The sequence below is a fragment of the Hymenobacter cellulosilyticus genome, assembly GCF_022919215.1.
Classification (GTDB): Bacteria; Bacteroidota; Bacteroidia; order Cytophagales; family Hymenobacteraceae; genus Hymenobacter; species Hymenobacter cellulosilyticus.
In genome coordinates this window covers 616,109-641,615 of the sequence record NZ_CP095046.1, presented here as the reverse complement: position 1 = coordinate 641,615, position 25,507 = coordinate 616,109, and the positions used below count along the sequence as shown (strand labels likewise).

Genomic DNA, 25,507 nt, shown 5'->3' with positions numbered 1-25,507 from the left:
AAAATCATTGCTGCTTAGCCGCGACGCACTACCTCGGCAGCCTCCACATTGCCCGGGCGGCAAAACAGGGCGAATCCAGCGGACCCGCCCTGTTGAGCTTTTGTAAGAAAACTGACTGTGCTATTCCGATACCACTAGGCGCTGGGTGCTACTGCTACCACCGGCCTGCACCGTTACCAGGTACACGCCCGGAGCCAGTTTTTCCAGGGGCAGGCGCAACTCCGACCGGCCCACAGTAGCCGGCTGGGTAGTGGCAAGCAGCTGCCGGCCCAGCGCGTCGAGCACCGTTACGCGCACTTCCTGGGCTTCAGAAAGCTGCAGGTCCACGGTCACGAACGAGTGGGCCGGGTTGGGGTAGAGACTAAAAAGTACAGGGTTGGCCAGCTTGGTGGTGGCACGTAGTGCTGGCTGGGCCGCCGTGGCGGGCAGCAGCCGGGCCCCGGCCCAGTCGGCGTGGTCGTAGCCGTTGTCGTTGCCGCCGTTGGTGACGACCAGGCGCAGCTCACTGCTGCCACTTACGTTCAGGTCGAGGCGGCCCGTGGCGGAGCTGCCCGTCAGCACACCGCTTTCGTAGGTCAGAACGCCGTCCAGATACACCTGAAACTTCACGCTGCCGTTGTTGCCGACTTCATCATCCACGCCCATGTCGCTCAGGAAACGGCTGTAGCTGCCACCCAGGGCGTACACGATTTCGGAAGCCGCATGTACCCCCAAGCCTTTGGCATACGTTACCCCGCCCAGGCTAATGGTTTTGCTGTCAGAAGGGTCTTGCTCCCCATTGCTACCGTCGCGCTCCACCGGTCCCCAGCCACTGCTGGCCGAAACCCAGCTCAGATCCGACAGGTACACGGCAGCCGGCGCCGGCGCACTGCCCAGCCGCGACAATGCCGTGCCGGGTACAACCTGCTTGGCCAAGCCCGGACCAGCATAGCTCACGCTCAGTACTTCGGCCCCCGTGCGCTCAAAGAAGGTGACCGTAATGGCGTGTACTCCCGCCCGCAGCCCAATCGTGCCCGACTTTTCGGCGGCGCCGTGCAGCCCGTCGTTATTCACGACCAGCTGGTTGCCAATGAAGAGCTGGCTGCCGTCGTCGGAGGTGGTGTAGAACGTGTACACCCCGTCGGCGGGCACCCGCACGTAGCCGGTATAGCGGAAGGCGAAGTTCTCATCCCGGGTGCGCGGAGTCAGGTCGAAGCCGGTTACCGAGCCGGTTTTGGCCGGAGTCAGGGCCGCAAAATTGGGCAGCACGCTCCAGTCGGTGCCTTCGTAATAGCCATAGTTGAGGCCAGCCACGGTGCCCGTTGGGTTTTCGGGCGTGCGCAGAGCGGCATCCGTCACGGTAAAGGCTACTGTCAAGGCCTGACCGGCCGTGCCGGTGGCGCCAGTAGCAGTGTAGGGCGTGGCCGTCAGGGTGTGGTTGCCCACGGTGGGCGTCCAGGGCAGATAGTCGGTCGGGCCATTGTCGCCGGCCAGGGCATAAGGCACAGAGTTTTCGGTCCGGAAGTTGGCATTGGCGTCGTAAGCAAACCGCACGCTGCCCACGGTGGCCGGGTTGGTATTGGCCCGAATGTTCAGATTGCGTGAGGGTAACGTCGCCAGGTTAAGTGTGGCTCCGGCCGGCAGCGGGTCGTAGCCGGCTATGGGCTGGTCGGTGTCGGCATTGAAGAGTGTGAAGCTGGTTACGGCCTGGCTGGCGGGTACCACCCGGAAGCTGGCCGTGTAAGTAGCATCCTCAGTCGGCGTCGGTCCGGTTTGGGTAGCCGCGCCGCCATTGCTCCAGCCCGTAAACTCGTAGGTAACCCCGTTCACCGTCTGCGGACTTACCACGCCCAAAGTCCGCAGTACGCCTTCCACGCTAGTCACGGTGGCGGGCGTGATCAGCGGCTGCCCGTCGAGGGTGAGGCGCAGGCCGGCCGGGTTGGTGGCGAAGCTCAGCACCGAGGTGCGGGGGTAAATGTCGCGGAACACGGTGGAGGTCAGGCCGCCGGCGTCCGTCACGGTCAGATAGAGGCGGTACCACACGTTGGCGGCCGTTTCACCGGTGTTGGGAATGGCAAACGAGCCGGTTTTGAGGCCCTGGTTGAAGGCCGTACCGTCGTGCACGTGGGTGTCGTGGTGAAAGTCGACCCGCCAGCTAAAGGCGCTGGCCGGCAAGGTGCCCTGCTCCGGGTCGGTAGCGTCGCCCGAGAAGGTGAACGTAGTACCAGCTACGTAGGTCGTGCCCTCGGCCGGGGTGAGAATCTGAGCTGTAGGAGCGGTGTTGGGGGCCGTTACGGTTAGCGTGGCGGCCGTGCTGGTAGCTGTGCCCACGGCATTGGTTACTACGGCGCGGTACTGGCCGGCGTCGGCCGCCGCTACGCTGACAATGGTGTAGGTAGCGGCCGTAGCACCAGTGATATTCACGCCGTTTTTCTGCCACTGGTAGCTCAGCGGGGCCGTGCCGGTGGCCGTTACCCGAAACGAAGTCGCCTGACCCGGGGCTACGCTCACGTTGGCGGGCTGCCCGGTAATGACGGGCGCGCTGGTTGAAGGCGTGTACACCACTTTGTACAAAGCTCCGGCGCTGCGGCTCAGGTAGTACAGGTTGCCGTCGAGGCCGGTGGTGAGACCCACGGCGTTGCCCGGCAGGGCTGTGGCAAAGGCCGAGCGGACCGGCGTGCTGCCCGAGAGGTCAATGTAGTTGATCCACTGGTTGCACAAGTCCTGGTAGAAGTACTTGCCCGCGTAGGTAGCCGGGTAGTTGGTGCTGACCGGGTTGAAAAAAGTGCCGCCCGTAATGGCGCAGCCCCGGCCGTCGCCGGTGCCGTGGGGGTAGCTGAACACGGGGCTGGTCACGCCGGCAGCCGTGGTAGCGCCTTCCGTGGCGGGCCAGCCGAAGTTGCGACCCCCGGCAGTAGCGTCGTCAATTTCCTCCCAAGTATTCTGGCCTACGTCGTTAAGAAAAATCCGGCCCGTAGTAGGATGAATAGCAAAGGTATAGGGGTTGCGCAGGCCGTAGCTCCACACGCGGCGGCGCTGCTCGGAGCCAGTTGGGAAGGGGTTGCCGGCCGGCACCGAACCGTCCGGGTTGATGCGCAGAAACTTGCCGTGGTAGGTGTCCAGGTTCTGGGCGTTGCTGCCGTTGGCGTTTTCGCCGATGGCCACGTAGAGCTTGCCGTCGGGTCCGAAGCTCATGGCCCCGCCGTTGTGGTTGGTGGCCGAGCTCAGCGGGTCCAGCTCCAGCACCACTACCTCACTGCCCGCCACGGCTACGTCGCCGGCGGCCGTGAAGCGGCTGATGCGGTTGCGCACCGGCGCCGTGCTGACCGTGTAATACAGATAGATATAGCCGTTGGCGCTGAAGTTCGGGTCGAGGGCTATGCCAATCAGGCCCCGCTCCCCGCTCGAATTCACGCTCAGCCGCACAAAGGGCGTGGCCAGCAGACTACCGTTCTTGATGACGCGTAGGGCGCCACCCTGCTCGCCCACGAAAATGCGCCCGTCGGGCGCGAAAGCCAGCACCGTGGGGTTGCTGATGCCGTTGGTGACCTGTACCTGGTTGAAGCCGGTCGAGAAGGTTTGGGCCGTGGCCGTCAGGGCCAGCAAACTCAGCAACAGTAGCAGCAGGGCCATTTGTAGCCTAACCGTCGAGGGGCGGATCTGGCGGCCGGCGGGCCGCACAACACGGAGAAGTGTTTTCATAGGAAAGCAGGTAGAGGTTGTGGAACATAGAACTGAGGCGGCGTTACCGTAGGTGAAGTTCCGCCGGCATTGGGCCGGTGGCAGCAGTGGAAAAACAGGAGCGGGTAAGCAAGTGGAAAACGTAAAGAATAGAGAATCTTAGTGTTGAGCTTAAAAAAGCAAGTATTCACTATTCCTAATGAAGATAAGAAAGGTCGCCGGCTTTGTCCTGTTTTAGGGTGTTAAGATTATGTCATTGTCGCGGCGCACTGCGGCCAGCAATTGTCAGGGCATAAAAAACAGGACGTCCCGGTGCCGGAACGTCCTGTTAGCCGAGTAAGCTGCTTAGCGCCGTTGCCTACGTAGCTTGCACAAACTTCTTAATGTCGCCGCTGGCAATGTAGGACTTGCCATCCGGGGCGGTATTCACCTGTTCTACCACAAACAGCGTGCTTTCGTCGCGGATGCCGCGGGGGAAACGCATGTTCCAGTTGGGGTCAAATCCGTCGCTCACCACGCGGGCGCGCAGCTTGCTGCCGTCTTTCACGCACTGAATCAGGACGCCCGAGCCAATGGTGTCGGTTTCTTCCAAATCGGCCAGGGTCGTAGCCGGCTTGGCCGGGCGGGAACTGGCGCTGCTGGTGCTGCGGCTGCGCGACGAGCCACCGTAATGGCCGCCAGCCAGCGGGTCGGTTTCGCCCGGCCGCACGAGGCGGGTAATATTGCCCTTGGCCCGGTAGAAAGTGCCATCCGTACTGCGCTCCAGCTCCTCCACAATGTAGTGCGCGCCCTCGGCCCGAATGGCCCGCGGAAACTGGATGTTTAAGTCGTCGTAGCCCGGCGACAACACCCGCACGCGCAGTTTGCCGCCTTCCCGGAAGCAGACGAGCTCCACGCCGGAGCCGGCCTCCGTTACTACAGGCAGGGCATGGGCCGCCTGATCGACGCTTACACCCCGGCCCGATAAGTCGACGCGGGCCCGGCGGCCCTGGAAGGCTTGGTCGCGCAGCTCCTTGCGGCTCTCGTTGTCGAGGTGGCGGCTGGCAATGCGCTGGGCGTAGTGGTTGATCTGGTCGATTTCCTCGGCAATTTCGAAGTGCTCGTGCAAGCCCTTGGCCGTCAGGTCGGCTACCAGTTGCTTGAGTAGGGCCTCGGCTTCCGCGTACTGCCCGGCATCGGCCATATCCACGGCGTGCTCCTTGTCGCGGGCAATGCGCAGGCGGGCCAAGTCCATCGTGACGCCCCCGTCGGTGGCGGCGGCTACGGCCTCGATGCTGCCGGCCGTAATCTGTACAATGTGCTCCCCGGCAATGGCCTCGATGCTGCCCGCCCGGATGGCGTCGGCGCGGTAGGCCACGTGCAGCAGCTGGTGGCTGCCGGTAGGCAGGGCTGGCAGGCGCAATTGCAGGCCCAGCAGTTTGTCTTCGTTCTCGTGCACGTCGCCGAGCTGCAGCACCAGGCGGCCGCCATCCTGGGGCTCCACCCGGGCCAGGCTCAGCACATCCGCTATTTGGGCCTGACCAATGGGGGTGAGGGTCACTGTCAAGTTTTGGGCGGCAATGGCCTTGAGGCTATCCAGCTCGATGCCGAACACGTCGGCCGCGTCATCCAGGGACTGAATAAAGTAGAAGTTGCCCCCGGCAGCGCGGGCCATACCGATAAGCAGATCTTCCTCAAAGTGGGCACCGAAGCCCAAGGTTGTGGTAGTAATGCCCTCTTCGGCTTTTTTGCCGGCCGTGGCTATCAGCACTTCGGAGTTGGTGATGCCGTGGTTGGCCTGCCCGTCGGTGAGCAGCAGCACGCGGTTCACGTGCTTGTCGGTTTTGTGCTTGGCTACCAGCTCGCAGCCCCGCAGCCAGCCCCCGCTCAGGTTGGTAATACCCCCGGCCCGCACGCTTTTGAGCAGGGCCTTAATGGCTTCTTTGTCGGTGACCAGCGTGGCGTCCAGCAGGGTATTTACCACGTCGTCGTACACTACCACGCTCAGCCGGTCTTCGGCCGTGAGGCGGTCCACGAAGTCGGCGGCGGCTTTCAGGGCGTGCTTCAACGGGGCACCGGCCATGCTGCCGCTGCGGTCAATTACCAGGGCTACGTTTAGCGGCCGGCGCTGCGGATTGGGAACATCTTCCCGAAAGCTCAACAGGAGGCTGGTCGAGTCGGCCAGGTTTTCGAGGAGCACCGGACTGGTAGGCTGCTGGGTAATCTGCATAAGCGAATAGGTTAAGGGTTGGAAAGGTTAAAACTAGAGTGGAGTAGTCCCCGGGTAAGTCAGTGGCACCGGTAAAGGTCTAAGAGTCAGAAGTTTGCCCCGGGCCTAGGTTTCGATAAGGGGCCGATAGTCGTGCTCGTTTTCGAAGCCGGCCAACCAGGCGGCGGCCCGGCGGCAGGTGCGCACGTGGGGCGGCACCCGTAGCACGTAGGAGTGGGCTGTGGAGGGGCACTTCACGCGCAACGCCACGATGGGTTCGTCATCTTCGAGCGGAATGCTGAGCAGCTGCCGTTCCCCGCCCGCGTCCCGGTCACGGTCGATAATCAGGCCGCCCACTTCCTCAATGAACCGGTCGAGGCCGAAGCGTTCCAGCAGCACCCGCCGCCGCGTAACGTTGCGCACGTTCAGGATTTCGACGGCTTTGAGGTCTTCGGGGCGGAAGGCGGTGCGCTCATCCACGGCCGTGCCCTGCCAGCGAATGTTCACCTTCAGGCCGCTGGGCAGGCTGGTCAGACCACTACCGGCTACTTCCACCCAGTTGGTCAGGTGCAGGGTGGCGGGCAGGTGCAGCAGCTGGGGGCAGTTGGCTACGGATAAGCTCTTGGCCGTCAGGCGCTCGGGCAGCCGCTGCAGGCGCGGATTGTCGCTCAGGTTCACGGTTTCCCGCACCAGCCAGTCGCCGGTCAGCTCCCGGATGCCGGTGCGCGTAGCCTGCACGCTCGTGGCCCGGAGCCGCTCGGGAAACAGCTCCAGGTTGGGGCAATTGTTTACCTCCAAATGCGTGCATTCCAAAAACGTGGGCAGCTCCCGGAGCCGCGGCTCCCCGTTGAGCCGCAGCGCCCCGCTTACAATCAGCTCGTCGGGCATGCGGCCGGAGAGCAGCAGGGCCCGGGCTTCCTCGGGCGTGGTGCGCACAACCCCGGCAGCCCGGGCATACGCAGCAGTCGGCTCACTGGCAATGCTGGGCGTCGGAGGCACGGGGGCCGCCGGAGCAGCTGGCTCCGGGGCTGCGGGAGCCGGGCGGCGCAGGTGGCGACCCCGGGCGTTGATGCTGAACATAAGGCAGTTAGTCTACTACGGTGCGAATGGCCGAGGGCGTGTACTCCCGCTGCTGCCACACCCGGTAAACGCCCACCGGCAGCTCAATAGGCCGGTGCTCCTCGTGAATCAGCGTGGCCGTCGGGGCCGAAACCACTAGGTACAATTCGTGTCCGTAGGCATACAGGCTGGCGGCGTTGGTTTCACGGATGCGGTGAGAATGGCCAGTATGCTCCCCATGAGCCAGCACAAGCCCCGGCCGGGGCACCGCCCCGGTGGGCAGGACAGCTACGGCTCCAATAAGTACATCACCATGCCGGTACAATGAACTGGTCTGAGTCATAGTATTTTGCTAAAAAAGATGGTAAAGTAGGTTAGATATTCTTTCTACGATATTAGGGCTTTTGGGTTTAATATGCAAGCAATTGACATCATTTTGTACTAATAATTTTAGTAAAAGAGTGGGCGGATTTGACTAAAAATCCGACTGGCTCAACCGGAAAGGCGTTTTGCGGCAGGCTCATTTCGTTTAGCAGCTTTTGCTGCCGACCGGGCAAAAAAAGAACGCACCAGCAGTGGTGCGTTCTAAAAAAGCGGGCAGTAAAATGGAGTTTAGCCGCGGCGCAGCACTTCGGCCGCTTCCTTAGCAAAATAGGTCAGGATGGCGTCGGCGCCGGCCCGCTTGATGCTGAGCAGCACTTCCATCATGGTTTTCTCCCCGTCAACCCAGCCGTTGCGGGCGGCGGCCTTAATCATGGCGTACTCGCCCGAGACGTTGTAGGCCGTAACGGGCAGGTGGGTTTTTTCCTTTACCACGTGAATCACGTCAAGGTAGCTCAGAGCAGGCTTCACCATTACCATGTCGGCGCCTTCCTGCTCGTCGAGGGCCAACTCGCGTAGGGCCTCGCGCTTGTTGGCCGGGTTCATCTGGTAGCTTTTCTTGTCGCCTTTCTTGGGGGCCGAGTCCAGAGCGTCGCGGAAGGGGCCGTAGAAAGCCGAGGCGTACTTGGCCGTGTAGCTCATGATGCTCACGTGGCTGAAGGCGTTGCGGTCCAGGATATCCCGTATCCAGGCTACGCGGCCATCCATCATGTCCGAAGGGCCGATGATGTCGGCGCCAGCGCGGGCCTGGGCCAGGGCCATCTGACCCAGCACTTCCAGGGAAGCGTCGTTGAGGATTTCGCCCGATTCGGCATCTACCACGCCGTCGTGCCCGTCGCTGGAGTAGGGGTCCATGGCCACGTCGGTCATAATCACCACGTCGGGGAACTGCCGTTTGATGTCGGCCACGGTTTTCAGGTAGAGGCCCTCGGGGTTGGCCGATTCCTTAGCCAGGCGGTCTTTCAGGGAGTCGTTGATGCTGGGAAAGGGAGCAAAGGCCTTGATACCCAGCTCCACGGCCTGCCCGATTTCGTCGATTAGGCGGTCGGCGGTGAAGCGGTGAATGCCCGGCATCGAGCTTACTTCCAGCGTTTGATTTTGGCCCTCAATCAGGAAAACCGGGTAGATGAAGTCGTGGGTGGTCAGGTTGGTTTCCTGCACCATGTTGCGGATGACTTCAGACTTGCGGTTGCGCCGAGGGCGGTGTGTGGGGAGAATGGCCATGGATACGTTTGGGAAGATTCAACCGGGCAAAACAACGCCGGCAAAGGTAAGGTTGCGGAATCAAGCGGAATTACTTCCGGCCGTTAATCCTGCCGCAGCTGCGAAATGCGCCTCGCCCTGGCCGCAGCGTGCAGGCTACGCTGGAAAGAAGAGGTATAGCAAGATCAGCACAAGTGCTATTGCCAACAGGTAGCGCAGTGGAAGCTCTGCAATAAGCTCATAATGAAGCTCAACGCTACTGAAAACCACCAAATTTTTCGTGTCCCTGCTTCCGGATTGGCCGTAAAAACAGCCCAGGTGTTCGCACCTCTCTGCTCTATTTATCACCTCTTCTACTTGAAGCCATGAAAGACAGCAAGCAAACTCCCCAGCACCCCAACAGTGGCGAAACCGGCAAGAAAGCTCCCGGAGTAGCCGGCCAGCCCAGCGGCCCCCAGGAAGGTCCCGTAGCCGGCGGTGCCGATAACACCCGCGGCGAGAATAAACCCAGCCGGGAAGGCCACAGCGGCGGCGCCAAGAAAGGCAAGAGCAACTCCTAGCGCCCTTTCGTACCAGAAACCAGTAGCCGCAGTCTGCGCACCGCTCAACTCGGGTGCGCGGGCTGCGGCTACTGGTTTCTGGCCGGCACCAAGGCTACATGTTGAAAAACTCCTGGAAGATTTCCAGCCAGGCGTGGGGCCCGCCAAAGCCCATAACCAGGAAATAATAGCCCAGCAATACCACTGCCGCCCCACGCCCAGTCCCAGCCAGCCGCCCAGCAGCAGGCCCAGGATGATGCCGCCGATAATCAGCAGGGAGCCCAGCACCACGTGCAGCACGTCGGCTTCGCCGTCGTCGGTAGCGCGCCGGGGCTTATGAGCCTTCTGCCAGGCCCGGATGCTTTGCGCTTCCGCGCGGGCCCGGCGCAGCAAAGGCCGGCCTTTGCGGGCGGGAGCTGCCGCTACTGCCCGGCTAACTAGGCGCTGCTCGGGAGCTTTTGGCGCTGCTACGGCAGCCTGGGCCTGGGGAGTTGGCGCTCCTGATTCTGGCGCTGCTGGAGTAGCCGTAGGGCTAGGCGCAACGGCAGCTACGGGCGCGGGCGGCCGAAATTGAAAAGCTACTTTCTCACTACGGCAGCCAGTCAATAGCGTCATGGCCAGCACTAGTACTCGAATTCCGGAATTTACTTTCATCGGCAAAAAATAAGCGGACCGCCAAGGTAAGGCGGTCCGCTCGGGTTTTAGAAAAACGCTCGGGCTTAGAAAGCCAGAATCACCTCTTCGATAATGTCGCAGGCCTCGTGCATCTGCTCCTCGGTAATAACCAAGGGCGGGGCAAAGCGGATAATGTCGCCGTGGGTGGGCTTGGCCAGCAGGCCCCGCTCCATCAGGCTCACGCACACGTCCCAGGCGGTGCGGCCGTCGGCAGCGGGCTTGATAACCACCGCGTTGAGCAAGCCCTTGCCGCGTACCAGCTCCACCACTTCGGGGCGTTTGGCCATCACGCGGCGCATTCTTTCGCGGAATACTTCGCCCTGGACCTTGGAATTGCTGATCAGGTGCTCGTCGTGCAATACGTCGAGGGCAGCACGCAGCACCACGCAGGCCAGCGGGTTACCGCCAAACGTGGAGCCGTGCTGCCCGGGCTGAATCGTGAGCATAATGGCATCCGAGGCCAGCACCGCCGACACCGGCATTGTGCCGCCCGACAAGGCCTTGCCCAGAATCAGGATGTCGGCGTGCACGCCTTCGTAGCAGACGGCCAGCAGCTCACCGGTGCGGCCCAGTCCGGTCTGGATTTCGTCGGCAATGAACAACACATTGTGCTGCTTGCATAAGGCGTGGGCGTGGGCCAAATAGCCGTCGGCAGGCACCATTACGCCGGCCTCGCCCTGAATGGGCTCCACCAAAAAGCCGCAGACGTGCGGGTCCTTCAGGGCTTCTTCCAGGGCGGCCAGGTCGTCGTAGGGTACCACCTGATAGCCAGGCATGTAGGGTCCAAAACCGCCAGTGCTGTCGGCATCGGTGCTGAAGGAAATGATGCCGGTGGTGCGGCCGTGGAAGTTGTGCTCGGCTACCAAAATGCGGGCCTGGTTGGGCGCTATGCCTTTTTCCTGGTAGCCCCACTTGCGGGCTAGCTTTAGGGCGGTTTCTACGGCTTCGGCGCCCGAGTTCATCAGCAGGGCCTTGTCGTAGCCAAACAGCTCACAGAGCTGCTTTTCGGCCGGACCCAGCTGGTCGTTGAAAAAGGCGCGCGAGGTCAGGGTCAGCTTCTGGGCCTGCTCTACCATGGCACCCACAATACGCGGGTGGCAATGTCCCTGGTTTACAGCTGAGTAAGCCGAGAGAAAGTCGAAATACTGCTTGCCGTCGACATCCCACACGTGCACGCCTTCTCCCCGGCTTAGCACCACGGGCAAGGGGTGGTAATTGTGGGCTCCGTAACGGTCTTCGAGGGCCATCAGCTCCTGGCTGCGGCTGGTCGTGGGGGCGGATTGGGTGGGGGTAGCGTGCATAGTGGGAGAGAGTTAAGCCAAGAAAGCAGATTCAGCTAGCCCAAAACTACGCAAAAGCCCGCAAGGCGTTGACGACGTGAAATGAGGAAGCTCGGCTATAACAAACAAACGGCCGGACTACGTAAGGTTAAAATATATATGGTTGGATTTCAATAAGTTGTTGTTGAGCTTCAGTTGCCGTGTTTCATCCTGTATTCCCTTAATCATGGCTACCCACTCCTCTCCCCGCCGACATACCGGCCTCTGGATTCTCCTCGTGCTCGTGCTGCTCGGCGCCGGCGCCTACTTGTACTTCCGCTCCGACAAGGGCAAGGAAGTCTTGGCCGACAAAGGCAAAGAGCTGCTGCCCACCCTCGAAAACGCCACCATGACGGTGGGCAACATCACCCCGACGAGCTGCAGGCCCAGATGAAGGTGGATCTGCGCAACAACATGCCCATTACGCTCAAAGTCGACAGCTTCAGCTACGTGACCAAGGTGGATGGCACCGAGCTAGCCCACGGCGCCAAGGACAAGGCTACCGTGCTCCACGGCGACTCGGTCAGCCGCCTGAGCGTGCCCATGTCCGTGGATTTGAGCAAGGTTAAGGACAAGATCAAGACCAGCCAGCAGGACTGCGTCGACGTGCAGATGGTCATGACCCTGTTTACCACCCTACCCGTAGCCGGTTCCCAGAAGATTCCGGTGGAAGTTACCAAGCGCGTGTACGTGCCCAAAATGCCCAAAATCGAGGTGGCTGACGTGGACATTGAAGACCTGGGGCTCAAGAACGGCGAGGCCACCGTGACACTGAAAATTACCAACTACAACCCGTTTCCCTTTACCATCCGGCAGGTGAAATACAACTTCAGCATCAGTGACGATATGCAGGTGCAGGGCGTGGAAGAAAAGGACGTGTCGTTCCGGGAAAAGGGCACCGAGATGATGCCGATTCACGTGCGCTTCGAACCGAAAGGCATGCCCAAAGTGGCCTTTAAAACCCTCTTCAAAGCCGAGAAAACGCCCTACAAACTGGATGGTCACGTGGTGGTAGCGGCCGGCAAAAACAACCCCAAGGACATGACGATGAACTTCAACAGCAACGGCACCCTGCAGGATCTGAAGAACATCCCGAAGAAGGGTAAAGAATAACCTCCGCCAACTTACTCGCCCAGCCGGTCCAGCCGGTTCTGAATGTCGAGAAACTTGCCTACGTAGTTGCCCTCCTCCGAGCCATCGGCCCGCACGATGGTCCAATCGTACACGGCCTTGGTCGTAAATTCCAGGGTCTGGCCGGTGGTGTAGTCGTGCACGGTCTGCAGAGTATTGGCAATGGTGCCCTGCACGTAGGTGTCTTCCCACTGCTTTACCTGCACGAAGACTTGCTCAAATGTGCCGTCGGCGTCTACCACGCGGGTTGTCAGGTAGAACGTTTCACCCGGCTCGAGGCCGGCTTGGAACCTCTTCTTGGCCTGGGGCAGGGTCCGTAGGGCTTCCTGCATAGGCTTGGCAATAAGCTGGTCGAACAAGGCCATAGACTGAGCCGCGCCTACTGAGCCCGCCTCGGGAATAGGAGCCGGTGCTACCGGTTTATCCGGGGCAGCTTGCTGCGCCCAGGCTTCGGTTTCAAAGCCCGGCAGCAGAAGCAGCGCAAGAACGACAGCTTGATAAGTAGACATAAAACGGCCGGCCAAAGTCTGATTCTGCCGGGCCTTCTAAGGTACGAAACCGGCGGCGTTTTGGCCAGCTGGTCCCGGCTTAAGCAGCACCCCCGGCCTTTTGGGTGTAACTTGCCGGCGTATGGCACTCCAACCGCAACCCCTGCAGCCGGGCGACTATTATCTTACCCCGGAAGGTTTTATGGTCTTTACTGAACAATATCATTTACGCCGCGGATTTTGCTGTAAAAGCGGCTGTCGGCACTGTCCGTGGGGTTTTTCCCGGGCCGGCAAGGCTGCTCCAAAGACTCCGAAGCAGGGCTAACCGCTTATTTTTCAGCGCACCGGTTTGATACTATCGTACAAATACCGATATTTGCGTCCCTTTTTCCAGCATTGAAACCTCTAAGTCCCTCGATATCATGGCACGAGTTTGTGATCTGACCGGCAAGCGTACCCGCGTAGGCAACAACGTTTCGCACGCCAACAACAAAACCAAGCGCAAGTTCTACCCGAACCTGCAGAAGAAGCGCTTCTACATCCCTGAAGAGGATTCTTGGGTTACGTTGAAAGTAGCTACCAGCACTATCCGCACCATCAACAAGAACGGCATCATGTCAGTCCTGAAGAAGGCTAAAGAGCAGGGCTTCATCGTTTACTAGGTTTTTTCGGAAGCCTGGAGTACTAACTTACGGCGAAATGCGCTGAATTGACCCCGTACGCAACGTGCCGGGCAGTTCGGAGTCTTTCCCGTACGTATGCTCTATTCGCTTCTATTAAAATCGCCCCGGGTATTCCTAACTGTCGCACTGACGGTTTCGCTGGCTGGCCTCACGTCGGAAGTTCGCGCTCAGCGACCTGCCGCTGCCGAACGTCCCACTGATTTTCTGGACCCCGCATTTCACCGGCAACGGAGAGAGCTGCTGCGCCAAGCGCTGCCGGCTCGCTCCGTTGCCGTTTTTTTTGCGGCTCCCGTCCGCAACCGGGCCAATGATGTGGACTTTATTTACCACCAGGATCCGGATTTCTACTACCTGACGGGCTATACCGAGCCCCACGCCGTGCTGGTCCTCTTCAAGGAACCTCAGACCATCGGCGGTCAGAGTGGCGTCACGGAGGCCCTGTTTACCCAACCCCGCGACCCGCAGCGCGAGTCTTGGACCGGCCGCCGCCTCGGGGCCGAAGGGCAAAGCAGCAACTCAAGCTGCAATACACGGCCGACAACAAAGCTTTTGCTGAGTCGGGTATTAAGTGGGCCGACTTCGGTCAGGTGCTCTTCCTGGACTTGCCCACCGATGTGCGCGACGAACCCCGGGACCCGGCCGACCTCTACAACCTCGTAGCTGACTTCCGCCGGCTAGCGGGCATACCGGCCGATTACAGCCCGGCCGTAAGTGAGTTGCGCAGCCTGATTGAGCGGGCCGGCCTGACCAATGCGGCCAATTTGCTGCCCTATATTGAGGCCCAGAGCAAGGCCCTGCCTGCCGTAGCCGCCGATCCGTACATCCAGGCTTACCGCAAAGCCACTACCGACGCCGAGCGGCAGAAAGCTGTGGCCAACAAGCCGGCCGCCGGCCGCTACGACGGCGCTACCCTAGGTGATGAGCTGGGTAAGCTGCGCGAAATCAAGACGCCGGAAGAGCTGAAGCTGCTGCGTCGCGCCGTCCAGATTTCAGCTACCGGGCAGCTGGAAGTCATGAAAGCCCTACGCCCCGATATGTCGGAAAATGCCGTGCAAGGCATCCACGAGTATGTGTACCGCACCTACGGCGCCGAGTTTGAGGGCTACCCTAGCATTGTGGGAGCCGGGCCAACGGCTGCATCCTGCACTACGAAACCAACGACAAGCCCCGCCTCGGCAACGACCTGATTCTGATGGACTGCGGGGCCGAATATCACGGCTACTCGGCCGACGTGACCCGCACGGCCCCACCCAGCGGTAAGTTCTCCCCGGCCCAGCGTCAGATCTACGAGCTGGTTTTGGCGGCTCAAGACGCGGCTTTCAAAGAGTGCAAGCCTGGCAGCGAGTTTCAGGGGCCACACAAAGCCGCCCAGCAGGTTATCAACGACGGCCTCATCAAGTTGGGAATCATCAAGGACGCGGCGGAGGCCCGTAAGTACTTCCCCACGGCACCAGTCACTACCTGGGCCTCGACGTGCACGACCGGGGCACTTACCAGCCCTTGCGGCCGGGCGTGGTCATTACCGTAGAGCCTGGCATCTACATCCCGGCCAATAGCCCCTGCGACCCGAAATGGTGGAACATCGGCGTGCGCATCGAAGATGACATCCTGATTACCAGCTCGGGCTACGAAAATCTGTCGGCCGGGGCCCCGCGCACGATAGCCGAAATCGAGAGTGCCATGGCCAAATCCAGCGTACTGGACAATTTCAAGCTGCCCGTTTTGAAGTAACTGCTGCTGAGCGAATACGGGAATTTTTGGGTGTAATTGCTGGTTTTGATTTAAAATCGGAAAAATCTATGCTACTATTTGGCTGACGGTTTGACAATTCCGAAAACACTTGTACCTTTGCAGTCCTTAATCCAAAACCCCAAGTCGAGATGGCTAAGAAAGGAAACCGGGTGCAGGTAATCCTGGAGTGCACCGAGCACAAGAACTCGGGTATGCCGGGCACCTCGCGCTACATTACCACCAAGAACCGTAAGAATACGCCTGAGCGTGTTGAGTTGAAGAAGTTCAACCCCGTGCTCAAGAAAATGACCGTCCACAAGGAAATCAAGTAATTGAGCGATGGCTAAGAAAGTAGTAGCAACCCTGAAAGTAGCAGGCGGCAAAGACTGGGCAAAGGTCATCCGCGCTGTAAAGTCGCCCAAAACCGGCGCTTACACCTTCCGCGAGGAGATGGTCCCCGTTGACAAAGTACAAGAGTACATTGCCTCCGGCACGAAGTAATTCAGTGCCTTCGGGCATAGCTGAATGAAGTGAAGAAGTCCCGCCGCCGTGGGACTTTTTTGCGTGTATAAGGATTTGTTGCGCGTGCTTGCTGGCTCGGGCTTAGTGCTGAACCGCAGATAAAAAGCAACCTTGCACCCGCTTCGCGGCGGTTGCGCGACTAAGCGCCAACAACTAAGCATCAAGCACTATTGAATGGGACTTTTCGATTTCTTTAAGAAAGACAAGGAGAACAAGGAGCAGCAGGAGTCGCTGGATAAAGGGCTGGAGAAATCCAAAACCAGCTTTTTCGAGCAGCTCAGCAAGGCCGTGGTGGGTAAAGCTACTGTGGACGAAGCCGTGCTCGACGACCTGGAAAGCGTACTGGTACACGCCGACGTGGGCATCGAAACCACGGTGAAGGTCATTGACCGCATCGAGAAGCGCGTAGCCCGCGACAAGTACGTAAGCACCGGCGAACTGGACCGCATCCTGCGGGAGGAAATTGCCGGCCTGCTCGATGCTAACAGCGGCGCTACCGGCTCCCGGGCCATCCTGGACCGCGCCGACAACAACGGGCAGCCCTTCGTAATTATGGTGGTGGGCGTGAATGGCGTGGGCAAAACCACGACCATCGGCAAGCTGGCCCACCGTTTCCACTCGGCCGGTAAGAAAGTAGTGCTCGGTGCCGCCGATACCTTCCGGGCCGCTGCCGTTGACCAGCTCATTATCTGGGGCAGCGCGTGGGCGTACCGGTTATTTCGCACGGCATGAACACCGACCCTGCTTCCGTGGCCTACGATGCAGTGCAGAAAGGCGTGGAAATGGGTGCCGACGTGGTCATTATTGACACGGCCGGCCGTTTGCACAACAAGGTGAACCTGATGAACGAGCTCAGCAAGATCAAGCGGGTGATGCAGAAGGTGATTCCGGATGCACCCCACGAGGTATTGTTGGTACTCGATGGCAGCACGGGGCAGAACGCCTTTCTGCAGGCCAAGGAGTTTACCAAAGCCACTGAGGTTTCGGCCCTGGCCATCACCAAGCTCGACGGCACGGCCAAGGGCGGCGTGGTAATCGGCATCTCCGACCAGTTTAACATTCCGGTGCGCTACATCGGGGTGGGCGAGAAGATGACCGATCTGCAGCTGTTTGACCGTCATACCTACGTCAACTCCCTCTTTTCAAAGAAGTAAGCTGACCAGCAGCCTAACCAAAAGCGCCACCGCCTACCGCGGTGGCGCTTTTGCGTTATCTTGGCCCGGCTACTTATTTCTACGCTATGGGCCTTCGGCAACTCCTTAATAAACTCACGGGGCATCCCCAACTCAGGCTCTGGCACCGGCTCCACCGCCAGCCTGTATCCGCGAAGTGCTGTTCGGCGACCTGCCAATGGCGCAGTGGCCCGCTTCTGATTCAGACCTACGCACAGTAGAGCCTTGGTCGTGGTTTGCGGCGGCGCAGCAGGCCCAAGCGCAGCAGGACGCGGTAACTGCCGAGCAGGCCCTGCGGCGGGTGCTGGCCACGGCCGGGCTGGAATCGAGGCACTACTTGCAGGCCTGGCAGGCCCTGCGGGAGCTGGGCGTGACGCCTCCAGCCGACACGGCGAAACAGGTGCTAGGCGTAGTGGTGGAAGTAAGCCTGGAGCAGGGCCTGGACCTATTGGCTGCCTACGCCGACGGTTCGGCGCGCTACTATAACTACAGCGGAGCCGGTGTGGTGTGGGAAAATCCCGACGATTCGCTGGCGCCGCTCATTAGGGCCTTGCTGGGGCCGGGCAGCAGGTAGCCACGCAGATTGGGCCCTGGGAAGAGGCCCGGCCCGCCGCGCCGGGCCAAGGGCAGGTGCGCCTCAACCTGCTCACGCCTTCCGGCCTGCACTTCGGGCAGGCCCCCTTTGATACGCTGTGGCAGGACGCCCTGGGCGGCCCCGTGCTGGTAGCAGCCCAGCAGCTGATGCAGGCCCTCATTGTCAAGCACGAGCAAGTAGCTGAAAAGCACCCGTAGAGCTCCTTGCAGCGGAGCTAGCATCACCCAAATATGTTAGGGCAGTCAGGGCGCAAGCAGACAACCGATTTAGCGGTGGCCGCATCTGGAGAAGTATGCAGATTGCCTACGAAACTTCCGCTCCGGCGGTGCCCGCCGCCGGGCCTGCCCGCCTCAATTCTTTTCTTAGCCAGAAGCTGCGGTTCTGGTCGTTGGCGGCTATGGTGCTGCTGGTATACGTGCACGCCTACAATCTGCACTCCCGCTACCTGCAGCCCTGGACGCCGGTAGATGAAGCGCTGTCGGTGAGTACTTTTCTGCAGTATTTATTGGCCAACGGGCTGCTGCGCTTCCGCATCCCGATTCTGTTTGCCATTTCCGGCTACCTGTTTGCCCTGCACGATACCCGGGCCCCGCACCCGGTGCGGGTGAAGCGCCGGGTGCAGACGCTGCTGGTGCCTTACCTGCTCTGGAGTGCCTTCGGGCTGGGCCTGACCTGGGCTCTGGAGCAGTATGCGCCAACCCGGCAACTGGTGCTGGCCGCCGAGCTGAGCGTTTTCGGGCCCGATAATCCGCTGGTGAGTGGGTACAGTCCGGGGAGTTGCTGCTGCGCTGGCTGCTGCTGCCGGTACCCTTTCAGCTCTGGTTTCTGCGCAGCCTGCTGGTATATAACCTGGTCTACCCGTGGCTGCGCAAGGCTGTGCTGGCGGCCCCACAACTTTACTTTGGCGTAGCCGGGCTGTTGTGGCTGCTCGAAATCAGCGTGCCGCCGCTGCTGGAGGGCACCGGGCTGGTATTCTTTGCCCTGGGAATCTGGCTGCAAAAGCGCAACGTGAACCTGCTCACGCCGCCCCGTTGGCTGCGGCCGGGTGGCTGGCGGTAATCTGGCTGGCGGTGCTGGCCCTGAAAACCTACCTGGCCTTTGCCTCCGACCACCCGCCCTTTATTCCGATGCTGCTGCTGCATCGGGCCAGCGAGGCCCTGGGCGTGGTCGTCATGTGGTTTGGCACCGATGCCCTGGTGCGCGGGGCCATGCGGCAACGGTGGTTTGTCTGGCTTACTGGCTTTTCTTTTATGATTTATGTCCTGCACGTGCCGTTGGTAAACTACGCCACGGAAGCGGCCCTGCGGCAGTGGCCCGGGCAGAACCTGCTGGTGTACTTGCTGCTGCCCCTGGCCGTGGTGGCGCTGGCCGTGGTGCTGGGGCCGGGCTGCGCCGCCTGTTGCCGGGCGCGTACGGCGTGCTGACCGGTGGGCGGGGCTTGTAGGTTTGGCTGGAGCTTGCCTGGGAAAAGGAACAATCCGAGTAGGAAAAGGCGTTGCCGAGTTCGTACCTTTGCGGTCCGAAATTCGTCGTGGGTGAAAAGAGGGCAAGCTTCTCACTGCTAAGAAATTGCCCGACTACCCGCTTATCTCATTCGCATGAAAGTAAGAAGCCAGCTGGCCAATAAAGTCAACGTCATTACCCTGGGCTGTTCCAAAAACCTCGTCGATTCGGAGGTGCTGATGGGACAATTGCAGGCCAATAACTTCCAGGTAACCCACGAGGCCGACAAGAGCGACGCCAACATCGTGATTATCAACACCTGCGGCTTTATCGACAACGCCAAGCAGGAAAGCATCGACACCATCCTGCGCTACGCCGACGAGAAGGAAGCCGGCCGCCTGGATAAGCTCTACGTGACGGGCTGCCTCTCGCAGCGCTACAAGGACGACCTGGAGGTAGAAATTCCGCAGGTCGATGCCTACTTCGGCACCCTGGAGCTGCCCCAGCTGATGAAAACCCTGGAGGCCGACTACAAGCACGAGTTGGTGGGCGAGCGGCTTATTACCACGCCCCGGCACTACGCTTACTTCAAAATTGCCGAAGGCTGCAACCGGCCCTGCTCGTTCTGCGCCATCCCGCTGATGCGCGGCAAGCACGTAGACCGCACCATCGAAGACCTGGTGAAGGAAGCCAAGCGCTTGGCCTCGATGGGCACCAAGGAGCTGATTCTCATTGCCCAGGATTTGACCTACTACGGCCTGGAGAAGTATGGGGAGCGGAAGCTGGCCGACCTCTTGCGCAACCTTTCCGACGTAAACGGCATCGACTGGATCCGGCTGCAATACGCCTACCCGTCGCAGTTTCCGCTGGACGCCCTGGACGTGATGATGGAGCGCCCCAACATCTGCAAGTACCTGGATATGCCCCTGCAGCATATCAGCGACAATATGCTCAAGACCATGCGCCGCGGCATTAGCAAGCGCCGCACGGTGGAGCTGGTGGACACCATCCGGCAGCGCGTGCCCGACATTGCCTTGCGCACCACGCTGATTGCCGGTCACCCCGGCGAAACCCAGCAGGATTTCGAGGAGCTTTACGACTTCGTGGAGCAAACCAAGTTTGAACGCCTGGGCATCTTTACCTACTCGCACGAGGACAACACCCACTCCTACACGCTGGAAGACAATGTGCCCGCCGAAGTAAAGCAGGACCGCGCCGACCAGATTATGGAGCTGCAGCAGGGCATTTCGATGGAGCTCAACGAGCAGAAAGTCGGCAACGTTTACAAAGTACTGTTTGACCGCAAGGAAAGTGGCTACTACGTGGGCCGTACCGAATTCGACTCGCCCGAGGTCGACAACGAAGTGCTGGTGCCGGCCACGCCCGATACCTACGTGTCGCTCGGCGGCTTTGCCAACGTGCAAATCACCGATGCTTCCGACTTCGACCTGTACGGCAAGCTGGTATAGCGCCTTCAGTAGAACCTGATAAAGAAAAAAGCTGCCCGTTCAGGCAGCTTTTTTTCGTTTAGACCTTCTCCGGCGATGCCCCTTGGTCCAGTAGAGCACCAGGCCGATAACTGGCTGAGTGAGTACGGTATGAAACCAGCGGCGCTTTTCCCAGCGCCCGGGAAATTCGCCCCGTTGTATATAAAGCAGGGTGTATATCCAGGGCAGGGGCAGCACAATAAGCAGCCACAGGCCCAGGAGCTGAAACAGATTCATGCGGACGTGGTTTGACCTCTATTCAAGACGGACGTAAAGCCTTGTCAACAGCAAAACGTGCTGCGAGGTGCGCCCGGTAGCGCCGGAACTTGCGGCTTCGCTGTACTTTTTTTCCGGACCTTGCACCGCCAATTGACTTCTCCCTGCCGATATGCCCCTGCATCATCTTAGCTACGCCGCCACGGGCGCCTTTTCGTCCTTTCTCGCCGATTACATAAGCCAGAAACCTGAGCTGCAGCCCTACTACCACCGGTTTCCGCGGCTGGAGGAGTTCGGGGCCCAGATAACGGAAAAGCAGGCGGCCTACTCGCCCGAGGCCCGGCAGCGCCTGGTAGCAGCCCTGCGGGAGCAGTACCAAAGTCTGCCCGACGTGAATCCGGCTGTGGCAGCCAACCTGGAGCTGCTCAGCCTAGATACGACCTTTACCGTCACCACTGGCCACCAGCTCAATCTGCTCACCGGTCCGCTCTACTTTATTTACAAGATTGTAAGCACGCTCAAGCTGAGCCGGCAGCTCAAGCAGCAGTACCCGCAGTGCGACTTCGTGCCGGTGTACTGGATGGCTACCGAAGACCACGACTTCGCCGAAATCAACCACTTTCACCTCTTCGGCAAAAAGCACGAGTGGCAGTCCGCCCAAGTGGGCGGTCCGGTGGGCCGGATGGCGCTGGACGGCCTCTCGGAGCAGATTCTCGACCAGCTGCCCGCCGATGTGCCCGCCGCTTTCCGCGAGGCCTACGAGGCCGGCGGTACCCTCACCGAAGCCACCCGCCGCCTAGTGCACGCCCTGTTTGGCGAATACGGGCTGGTAAGCATCGATGGCGACAGTGCCGCGCTGAAGCAGGCCCTGGTGCCGGTGCTGGAGCACGAAATCCGGGAGCAGGCTTCCAACCAAGCCGTGCAGACCACCAACGCCCAGCTCGAAGCGGCCGGCTACAAACCCCAAGTGTATTCGCGGCCCCTCAACCTGTTTTTCCTGACCTCGGAAGGCAAGCGGGAGCGAATCGAGCAGGACGGCGACTGTTACGCCATCCGCAATACCGACCTGTGCTACACCCAGAACGAGCTGCTGGAGCTGGCCCGCACCCGGCCCGAGTGTTTTAGCCCGAATGTAGTGCTGCGGCCTCTGTACCAGGAGATTCTGCTGCCCAACCTGTGCTACATCGGCGGCGGGGCGGAAGTAGCTTACTGGTTTCAGCTCAAGCAGGTATTCAGTGACAACCAGGTGCCGTTTCCGATGCTGCTGTTGCGCAACTCGGCTCTGTACCTGGGCAAGGCCCACGCCGGCAAGCTGCGCAAGCTGGGCCTCACACCCGCCGACATTTTCCGGCCCCTGCCCGAGCTCAAAAAGCAGGTGGGTGCTACCCTAGGCCAGGAAGAAATCAGCCTGCGGGAGCAGCAGCAGGCCATTGCCGCCGCCTTTCAGCAGGTAACCGAGCTGGCCCAGCGCCTCGACCCGACCCTGGTGAAAACCGTGGCCGCCGAAGCCCAGAAAACGGCCGGGGGCCTGGCCGGCCTGGAAAAGCGCCTGAGCAAAGCCGCCGAAGCCAAGCATGACACGGCCTACTCCCAGCTCACGGCCGTCAAGGAAAAGCTGTTTCCCGGCGGCGACCTGCAGGAGCGCGTCGACAACGTGCTGTCTATTCTGATCAACAACCCGCAGTTTATCAACCAGCTGCTGGAGAGCTTCGAGCCGCTGGCCCTCGAGTTTGCCATTGTGGAAGAGGCGTAGCTTCGACTCTAAGTATTTGCGTGGTAGGCGCACCCGGAAGCTCCGGGTGCGCCTGTTCTGCTTTATATTGCTCCTCTTTTTATCCAGTTAGCCCAGGTTTCATCCAGTTATGCCCCAGTATTCACTTCGCTTTATCCTGCTGCTACCGGCTCTGCTGGCTACGCTTACGGGCCGGGCTCAAGCCATTACTGGCACCATCCGCGACGCCAACACCCACGAGCCGGTGCCCTACGTCAACATCGGGGTGCTGCACAAGGGCGTGGGCACGGTGGCCGACGAGCAAGGCACATACCGGCTAAACTTGGCCGAGGCCCAGCCCACTGATACCGTGCGCATATCCAGCCTGGGATTCCGGCCGCGGCTGCTGCGGGTACAGGAGCTACGGCAGCAGCCCGCCGTGGAGCTGAGCCCCGAGGCTGTGGTGCTGCGCGAAGTGAAGGTAAAAGCCAAGGGAATGTACAAGCGCACCCGCACTCTGGGGTTCCGCAACCCCGACGCCAGCGGCACGCTGAATATGTCGTCGAACGACCTGGGTACGGAAATCGGCTCGGTTATCAACCTTAGCCGCAAGCCCACCCGCGTTATCAATGCCAACTTCAACGTGGCCTACAACCACAGCGGCCCGCTCACGTTCCGGGTGAATATCTACCGGCTGCTGCCCAACGGCCGGCCCTCGCAGGAAAAGCTGCTGCGGCGCGACGTCATCGTCACCTCCGGCATCGAGAAAGGCACCATCACCGTGGACCTCACGCCCGACCAGCTGATTCTGGACGAGGACTTTATGCTGGCTCTGGAGTGGATTAAAGGTCCGGCCAATGCCAAGGTTCAGTCGCAGCTGGCCTTTGTGGCGGGCCTGGGCTACGCCAACAACGATTTTTATCTGCGCGAAACCAGCCAGGCCAGCTGGGAGCGAACTTCGGTAGGAGCATATCTGGCGGGCATGCAGCCCAAAATCAGCTTTTACGTAACCGCCCAGGACTAGCCTGGCTCTACCATTTCTTTCAAGCTTATACCTGCGTTTATGTTGAAAAGTGACCTGCGGCGGCAGATGTTGACGTGGCGGCGGGCTATGTCGGACCTGGAACTGGCAACCCGCAGCCAGCAGGTAGCCGCTCAGCTGTTCAAGGAAACCGACCTGACTAAGCTGGAAACGGTGCACGTGTTTCTACCCATTCAGCGGCAGCGCGAGCTGGATACCTGGGCCATTATTCGCCGCTTCTGGCGGGAGTTTCCCGCCGTGCGCATTGTGGTGCCGGTCATGCAGGAAGACGGACTTTCCCTGCGTCATTACCTGCTCACGCCCCAAACCGAGCTGGTGGAAAATGCCTGGGACGTGCCCGAGCCCCTGAATGCCGAGGAAGTAGCGCCCTACGAGCTGGATGCCGTGCTGCTGCCCCTGCTGGCCTTCGACGAAGCCGGCAACCGCGTGGGCTACGGCAAAGGCTTCTACGACCGGTTTCTGCAGCAGTGCCGCCCCGACGTGCTGCTCATCGGCCTCTCGCTGGAAGACCCCGTGCTGCGCATAGCCGATGCCTGGGAAGGCGACGTGCGCCTGCACGCCTGCGTGACGCCCACCCGGGTGTGGCACTTCGAGCGGTAGCGCTGACCGGGCCTGGGGCGGGAACAACAAACGGCCGTGGGGGAGCGTTGCCTGAGGGTCCGGTTACGAACCCTCGCGCCCTATGACTACCCCATCTTCTATCCGTTCCAGCCGTCGCCGCAATATTCGGCCCCTGGATTTGACGCCTATAGTCTGTGTGAGCCTGGTGCTGGCCGTGCTTTTGCTGCTGACCTCCAAAGCGGCAAAGCAGACGGTGCTACAGCTGACGATGCCCTCCCAGAATCATAAAGAGTACATTCAGAAATTTTCAGCGCACGACGGCCTTACGCTGCTGCTCGGCCGGCAGCGCCAGATTCATTATTACCGGGGCGGTTACTATTCAGGAGAATTGCCTAAGTTACAGACCATTCATAATGGCTACTCGGGCCTGCGGCGCGTCTTGCTGGAAGCCCGTTACAACAATCCCCGGGTCGTTATCCTCATCAAGCCCGGGCCCGGCGCCAAGTACCGCGACTTAGTGGACGCCCTGGATGAGATGAACATCACCGACCAGAAAAAGTACGCGGTGGTGGATCTGCACAAGCTTGATTACGCGCTGCTCCGGCAGAACGGCTTATAAACTCTCCTTGTATCATGGCTACCTCCCAACCGACTCCAGCGCCTGGTCTGCGCTCCGCCCGGCGCAACTTTCGCCGCATCCTGCACCCAGATATGACCCCGATGGTGGGGCTGGGTTTTCTGCTGGTCACGTTCTTTCTACTGGCCGCCGACTTTGTGAAGCCGACGGTGATGCAGTTGACGATGCCGGTAAAACCTAAGTATGATTCAGGCGAGAGCCACTGCGGGGGCTGTTGAGTTTGGATGTTACGACATTGATTCTTGGTAAGAACAGCCAGGTGCACTACTATAAGGGAGATGCTTATAGTTACGACGGTAAGGATACCGAACTGCGAACCACAAATCTTAGCTCTGCCGGATTGCGGCAGATATTGCTGGCAGAAAAGGCTGCAAACCCCAGAACTATAGTAATAATAAAACCGGGTCCTGACGCCAAGTACCGCGACTTGGTCGATGTGCTGGATGAGATTAATATCACCGACCAAAAGCGGTACACAATCTCAGATATGTACCACGGAGACTACGCCTTACTGAAGCACTACAATCTGTAGGTACCTGTATCATGACAACTTCTCATCCTGCCACCGGTCTGCGCTCTGCTCGGCGCACCTTCCGCCGTATCCTGCACCCGGATATGACCCCGATGGTGGGCCTGGGCTTCTTGCTGGTCACGTTCTTTCTGCTTACGGCTGAGTTCTCCAAATCCACTGCACTGCAGCTCTTAATGCCTGCAAAGGCTAAGGCGGATGATATTATTGTAGATAGACGACTCTCAGATGTTGTAACGCTCATTCTTGGCAAGAATGGCCAAGTACATTACTACAAAGGAGGACTCTACTCAGACGATATACCCGAGCTACAAACGGTACATGACGGTTCGGCAGGCTTACGGCGTCTACTGCTGGAAGTGCGACAACGCAATCCTAATACAATAGTCATAATTAAGCCATCAAACGAGGCCAAGTACCGGGATTTAGTGGATGCATTAGATGAAATGAGCATTACTAATCAACGGCACTACGCTTTGGCAGATATGTATCGGGGTGACTACGACCTGCTCAAGCAGCATGGACTATAGAGTTG

General features: G+C 60.1%; 29 protein-coding genes and 2 pseudogenes. 22 read left to right on the top strand and 9 right to left on the bottom strand.

What is annotated here, in order from left to right; genetic code table 11:
• Positions 1-120 precede the first annotated feature (120 nt).
• The 7 genes from MUN79_RS03250 to rocD form a co-directional block, all read right to left on the bottom strand.
• Positions 121-3,681, bottom strand: coding sequence for a PQQ-dependent sugar dehydrogenase (locus MUN79_RS03250; protein ID WP_244676365.1), 3,561 nt, complete (start codon positions 3,679-3,681; stop codon positions 121-123).
• 337 nt (positions 3,682-4,018) lie between these two features.
• On the bottom strand, positions 4,019-5,869 hold the full coding sequence (locus tag MUN79_RS03245) for a vWA domain-containing protein (protein WP_244676364.1): 1,851 nt from the start codon (positions 5,867-5,869) through the stop codon (positions 4,019-4,021).
• A 105-nt stretch (positions 5,870-5,974) separates the two neighbouring features.
• The gene (locus MUN79_RS03240; protein WP_244676363.1) at positions 5,975-6,928 is read right to left on the bottom strand and encodes a DUF6745 domain-containing protein; all 954 of its coding nucleotides are present in this window, start codon (positions 6,926-6,928) and stop codon (positions 5,975-5,977) included.
• 7 nt (positions 6,929-6,935) lie between these two features.
• Entirely contained in the window at positions 6,936-7,250 is a 315-nt protein-coding gene (locus tag MUN79_RS03235; protein WP_244676362.1) for a DUF8820 family protein, read from the bottom strand.
• A gap of 269 nt (positions 7,251-7,519) precedes the next feature.
• Positions 7,520-8,512 (bottom strand): porphobilinogen synthase, encoded by a 993-nt coding sequence (gene hemB / locus MUN79_RS03230; RefSeq protein ID WP_244676361.1) that lies wholly within the window; start codon positions 8,510-8,512, stop codon positions 7,520-7,522.
• Positions 8,513-8,844: 332 nt separating this feature from the next.
• Complete coding sequence (locus MUN79_RS03225; RefSeq protein WP_244676360.1) at positions 8,845-9,684, bottom strand: hypothetical protein; 840 nt, start codon at positions 9,682-9,684, stop codon at positions 8,845-8,847.
• 65 nt (positions 9,685-9,749) lie between these two features.
• Positions 9,750-11,006 carry an ornithine--oxo-acid transaminase gene (gene rocD, locus MUN79_RS03220; protein WP_244676359.1) on the bottom strand — a complete coding sequence of 419 codons (1,257 nt, stop codon included), beginning with the start codon at positions 11,004-11,006 and terminating at the stop codon, positions 9,750-9,752.
• Between the two features lie 205 nt (positions 11,007-11,211).
• Here rocD and MUN79_RS03215 point away from each other — a divergent pair, with 205 nt between their 5' ends.
• Complete coding sequence (locus MUN79_RS03215; RefSeq protein ID WP_244676358.1) at positions 11,212-11,418, top strand: hypothetical protein; 207 nt, start codon at positions 11,212-11,214, stop codon at positions 11,416-11,418.
• Complete coding sequence (locus MUN79_RS03210; protein WP_244676357.1) at positions 11,415-12,137, top strand: LEA type 2 family protein; 723 nt, start codon at positions 11,415-11,417, stop codon at positions 12,135-12,137. Before MUN79_RS03215 ends, MUN79_RS03210 begins: the two co-directional genes overlap by 4 nt.
• Before the next feature lie 11 nt (positions 12,138-12,148).
• Here the strand turns inward: MUN79_RS03210 and MUN79_RS03205 are convergent, their stop codons facing one another.
• Positions 12,149-12,664 (bottom strand): DUF2314 domain-containing protein, encoded by a 516-nt coding sequence (locus MUN79_RS03205; RefSeq protein ID WP_244676356.1) that lies wholly within the window; start codon positions 12,662-12,664, stop codon positions 12,149-12,151.
• A 121-nt stretch (positions 12,665-12,785) separates the two neighbouring features.
• On the opposite strand from MUN79_RS03205, the gene MUN79_RS03200 reads away from it, so the two are divergent.
• The 14 genes and pseudogenes from MUN79_RS03200 to rimO all read left to right on the top strand — a co-directional run bounded on the left by MUN79_RS03200 (position 12,786) and on the right by rimO (position 20,258).
• Positions 12,786-12,968, top strand: a complete 183-nt coding sequence (locus MUN79_RS03200) for a C1orf53 family protein (protein ID WP_244676355.1) — start codon at positions 12,786-12,788, stop codon at positions 12,966-12,968.
• 97 nt (positions 12,969-13,065) lie between these two features.
• Positions 13,066-13,305 carry a 50S ribosomal protein L28 gene (gene rpmB / locus MUN79_RS03195; RefSeq protein ID WP_022825070.1) on the top strand — a complete coding sequence of 80 codons (240 nt, stop codon included), beginning with the start codon at positions 13,066-13,068 and terminating at the stop codon, positions 13,303-13,305.
• A gap of 96 nt (positions 13,306-13,401) precedes the next feature.
• On the top strand, positions 13,402-13,986 hold the full coding sequence (locus MUN79_RS03190) for an aminopeptidase P N-terminal domain-containing protein (protein WP_244676354.1): 585 nt from the start codon (positions 13,402-13,404) through the stop codon (positions 13,984-13,986).
• A gap of 353 nt (positions 13,987-14,339) precedes the next feature.
• A pseudogene (locus tag MUN79_RS03180) lies at positions 14,340-14,854 on the top strand (M24 family metallopeptidase).
• A complete protein-coding gene (locus MUN79_RS29825) occupies positions 14,800-15,057 on the top strand; it encodes a M24 family metallopeptidase (protein ID WP_262922979.1) in 258 nt (85 codons plus the stop codon). The pseudogene MUN79_RS03180 and the gene MUN79_RS29825 overlap by 55 nt, the downstream one beginning before the upstream one ends.
• A gap of 149 nt (positions 15,058-15,206) precedes the next feature.
• Entirely contained in the window at positions 15,207-15,389 is a 183-nt protein-coding gene (rpmG, locus tag MUN79_RS03175; protein ID WP_100337992.1) for a 50S ribosomal protein L33, read from the top strand.
• A gap of 7 nt (positions 15,390-15,396) precedes the next feature.
• A complete protein-coding gene (locus tag MUN79_RS03170; RefSeq protein ID WP_135395614.1) occupies positions 15,397-15,558 on the top strand; it encodes a DUF4295 domain-containing protein in 162 nt (53 codons plus the stop codon).
• A gap of 195 nt (positions 15,559-15,753) precedes the next feature.
• A pseudogene (gene ftsY, locus MUN79_RS03165) lies at positions 15,754-16,733 on the top strand (signal recognition particle-docking protein FtsY).
• Between the two features lie 175 nt (positions 16,734-16,908).
• On the top strand, positions 16,909-17,325 hold the full coding sequence (locus tag MUN79_RS03160; protein WP_244676352.1) for a hypothetical protein: 417 nt from the start codon (positions 16,909-16,911) through the stop codon (positions 17,323-17,325).
• 56 nt (positions 17,326-17,381) lie between these two features.
• Positions 17,382-17,543: a hypothetical protein gene (locus MUN79_RS03155; protein WP_244676351.1), complete on the top strand. Its 162-nt coding sequence runs from the start codon at positions 17,382-17,384 to the stop codon at positions 17,541-17,543.
• A gap of 95 nt (positions 17,544-17,638) precedes the next feature.
• Positions 17,639-18,256 carry an acyltransferase family protein gene (locus MUN79_RS03150; protein WP_244676350.1) on the top strand — a complete coding sequence of 206 codons (618 nt, stop codon included), beginning with the start codon at positions 17,639-17,641 and terminating at the stop codon, positions 18,254-18,256.
• An 8-nt stretch (positions 18,257-18,264) separates the two neighbouring features.
• Positions 18,265-18,405, top strand: coding sequence for a hypothetical protein (locus MUN79_RS03145; protein WP_244676349.1), 141 nt, complete (start codon positions 18,265-18,267; stop codon positions 18,403-18,405).
• Entirely contained in the window at positions 18,378-18,770 is a 393-nt protein-coding gene (locus MUN79_RS03140) for a hypothetical protein (protein ID WP_244676348.1), read from the top strand. The genes MUN79_RS03145 and MUN79_RS03140 overlap by 28 nt, the downstream gene beginning before the upstream one ends.
• A 174-nt stretch (positions 18,771-18,944) precedes the next feature.
• A complete protein-coding gene (gene rimO, locus MUN79_RS03135; protein ID WP_244676347.1) occupies positions 18,945-20,258 on the top strand; it encodes a 30S ribosomal protein S12 methylthiotransferase RimO in 1,314 nt (437 codons plus the stop codon).
• Between the two features lie 39 nt (positions 20,259-20,297).
• Here the strand turns inward: rimO and MUN79_RS03130 are convergent, their stop codons facing one another.
• Entirely contained in the window at positions 20,298-20,513 is a 216-nt protein-coding gene (locus MUN79_RS03130; RefSeq protein ID WP_244676346.1) for a hypothetical protein, read from the bottom strand.
• A 151-nt stretch (positions 20,514-20,664) separates the two neighbouring features.
• On the opposite strand from MUN79_RS03130, the gene bshC reads away from it, so the two are divergent.
• From bshC to MUN79_RS03100, 6 genes are all read left to right on the top strand, one after another.
• Positions 20,665-22,245, top strand: coding sequence for a bacillithiol biosynthesis cysteine-adding enzyme BshC (gene bshC / locus MUN79_RS03125; protein WP_244676345.1), 1,581 nt, complete (start codon positions 20,665-20,667; stop codon positions 22,243-22,245).
• 109 nt (positions 22,246-22,354) lie between these two features.
• On the top strand, positions 22,355-23,227 hold the full coding sequence (locus MUN79_RS03120; protein ID WP_244676344.1) for a carboxypeptidase-like regulatory domain-containing protein: 873 nt from the start codon (positions 22,355-22,357) through the stop codon (positions 23,225-23,227).
• 39 nt (positions 23,228-23,266) lie between these two features.
• A complete protein-coding gene (locus MUN79_RS03115; protein ID WP_244676343.1) occupies positions 23,267-23,845 on the top strand; it encodes a 5-formyltetrahydrofolate cyclo-ligase in 579 nt (192 codons plus the stop codon).
• An 82-nt stretch (positions 23,846-23,927) separates the two neighbouring features.
• Positions 23,928-24,425 (top strand): biopolymer transporter ExbD, encoded by a 498-nt coding sequence (locus MUN79_RS03110; RefSeq protein ID WP_244676342.1) that lies wholly within the window; start codon positions 23,928-23,930, stop codon positions 24,423-24,425.
• A gap of 14 nt (positions 24,426-24,439) precedes the next feature.
• Positions 24,440-24,661, top strand: a complete 222-nt coding sequence (locus tag MUN79_RS03105; RefSeq protein ID WP_244676341.1) for an ExbD/TolR family protein — start codon at positions 24,440-24,442, stop codon at positions 24,659-24,661.
• A 325-nt stretch (positions 24,662-24,986) separates the two neighbouring features.
• A complete protein-coding gene (locus tag MUN79_RS03100; RefSeq protein WP_244676340.1) occupies positions 24,987-25,502 on the top strand; it encodes an ExbD/TolR family protein in 516 nt (171 codons plus the stop codon).
• Positions 25,503-25,507 lie beyond the last annotated feature (5 nt).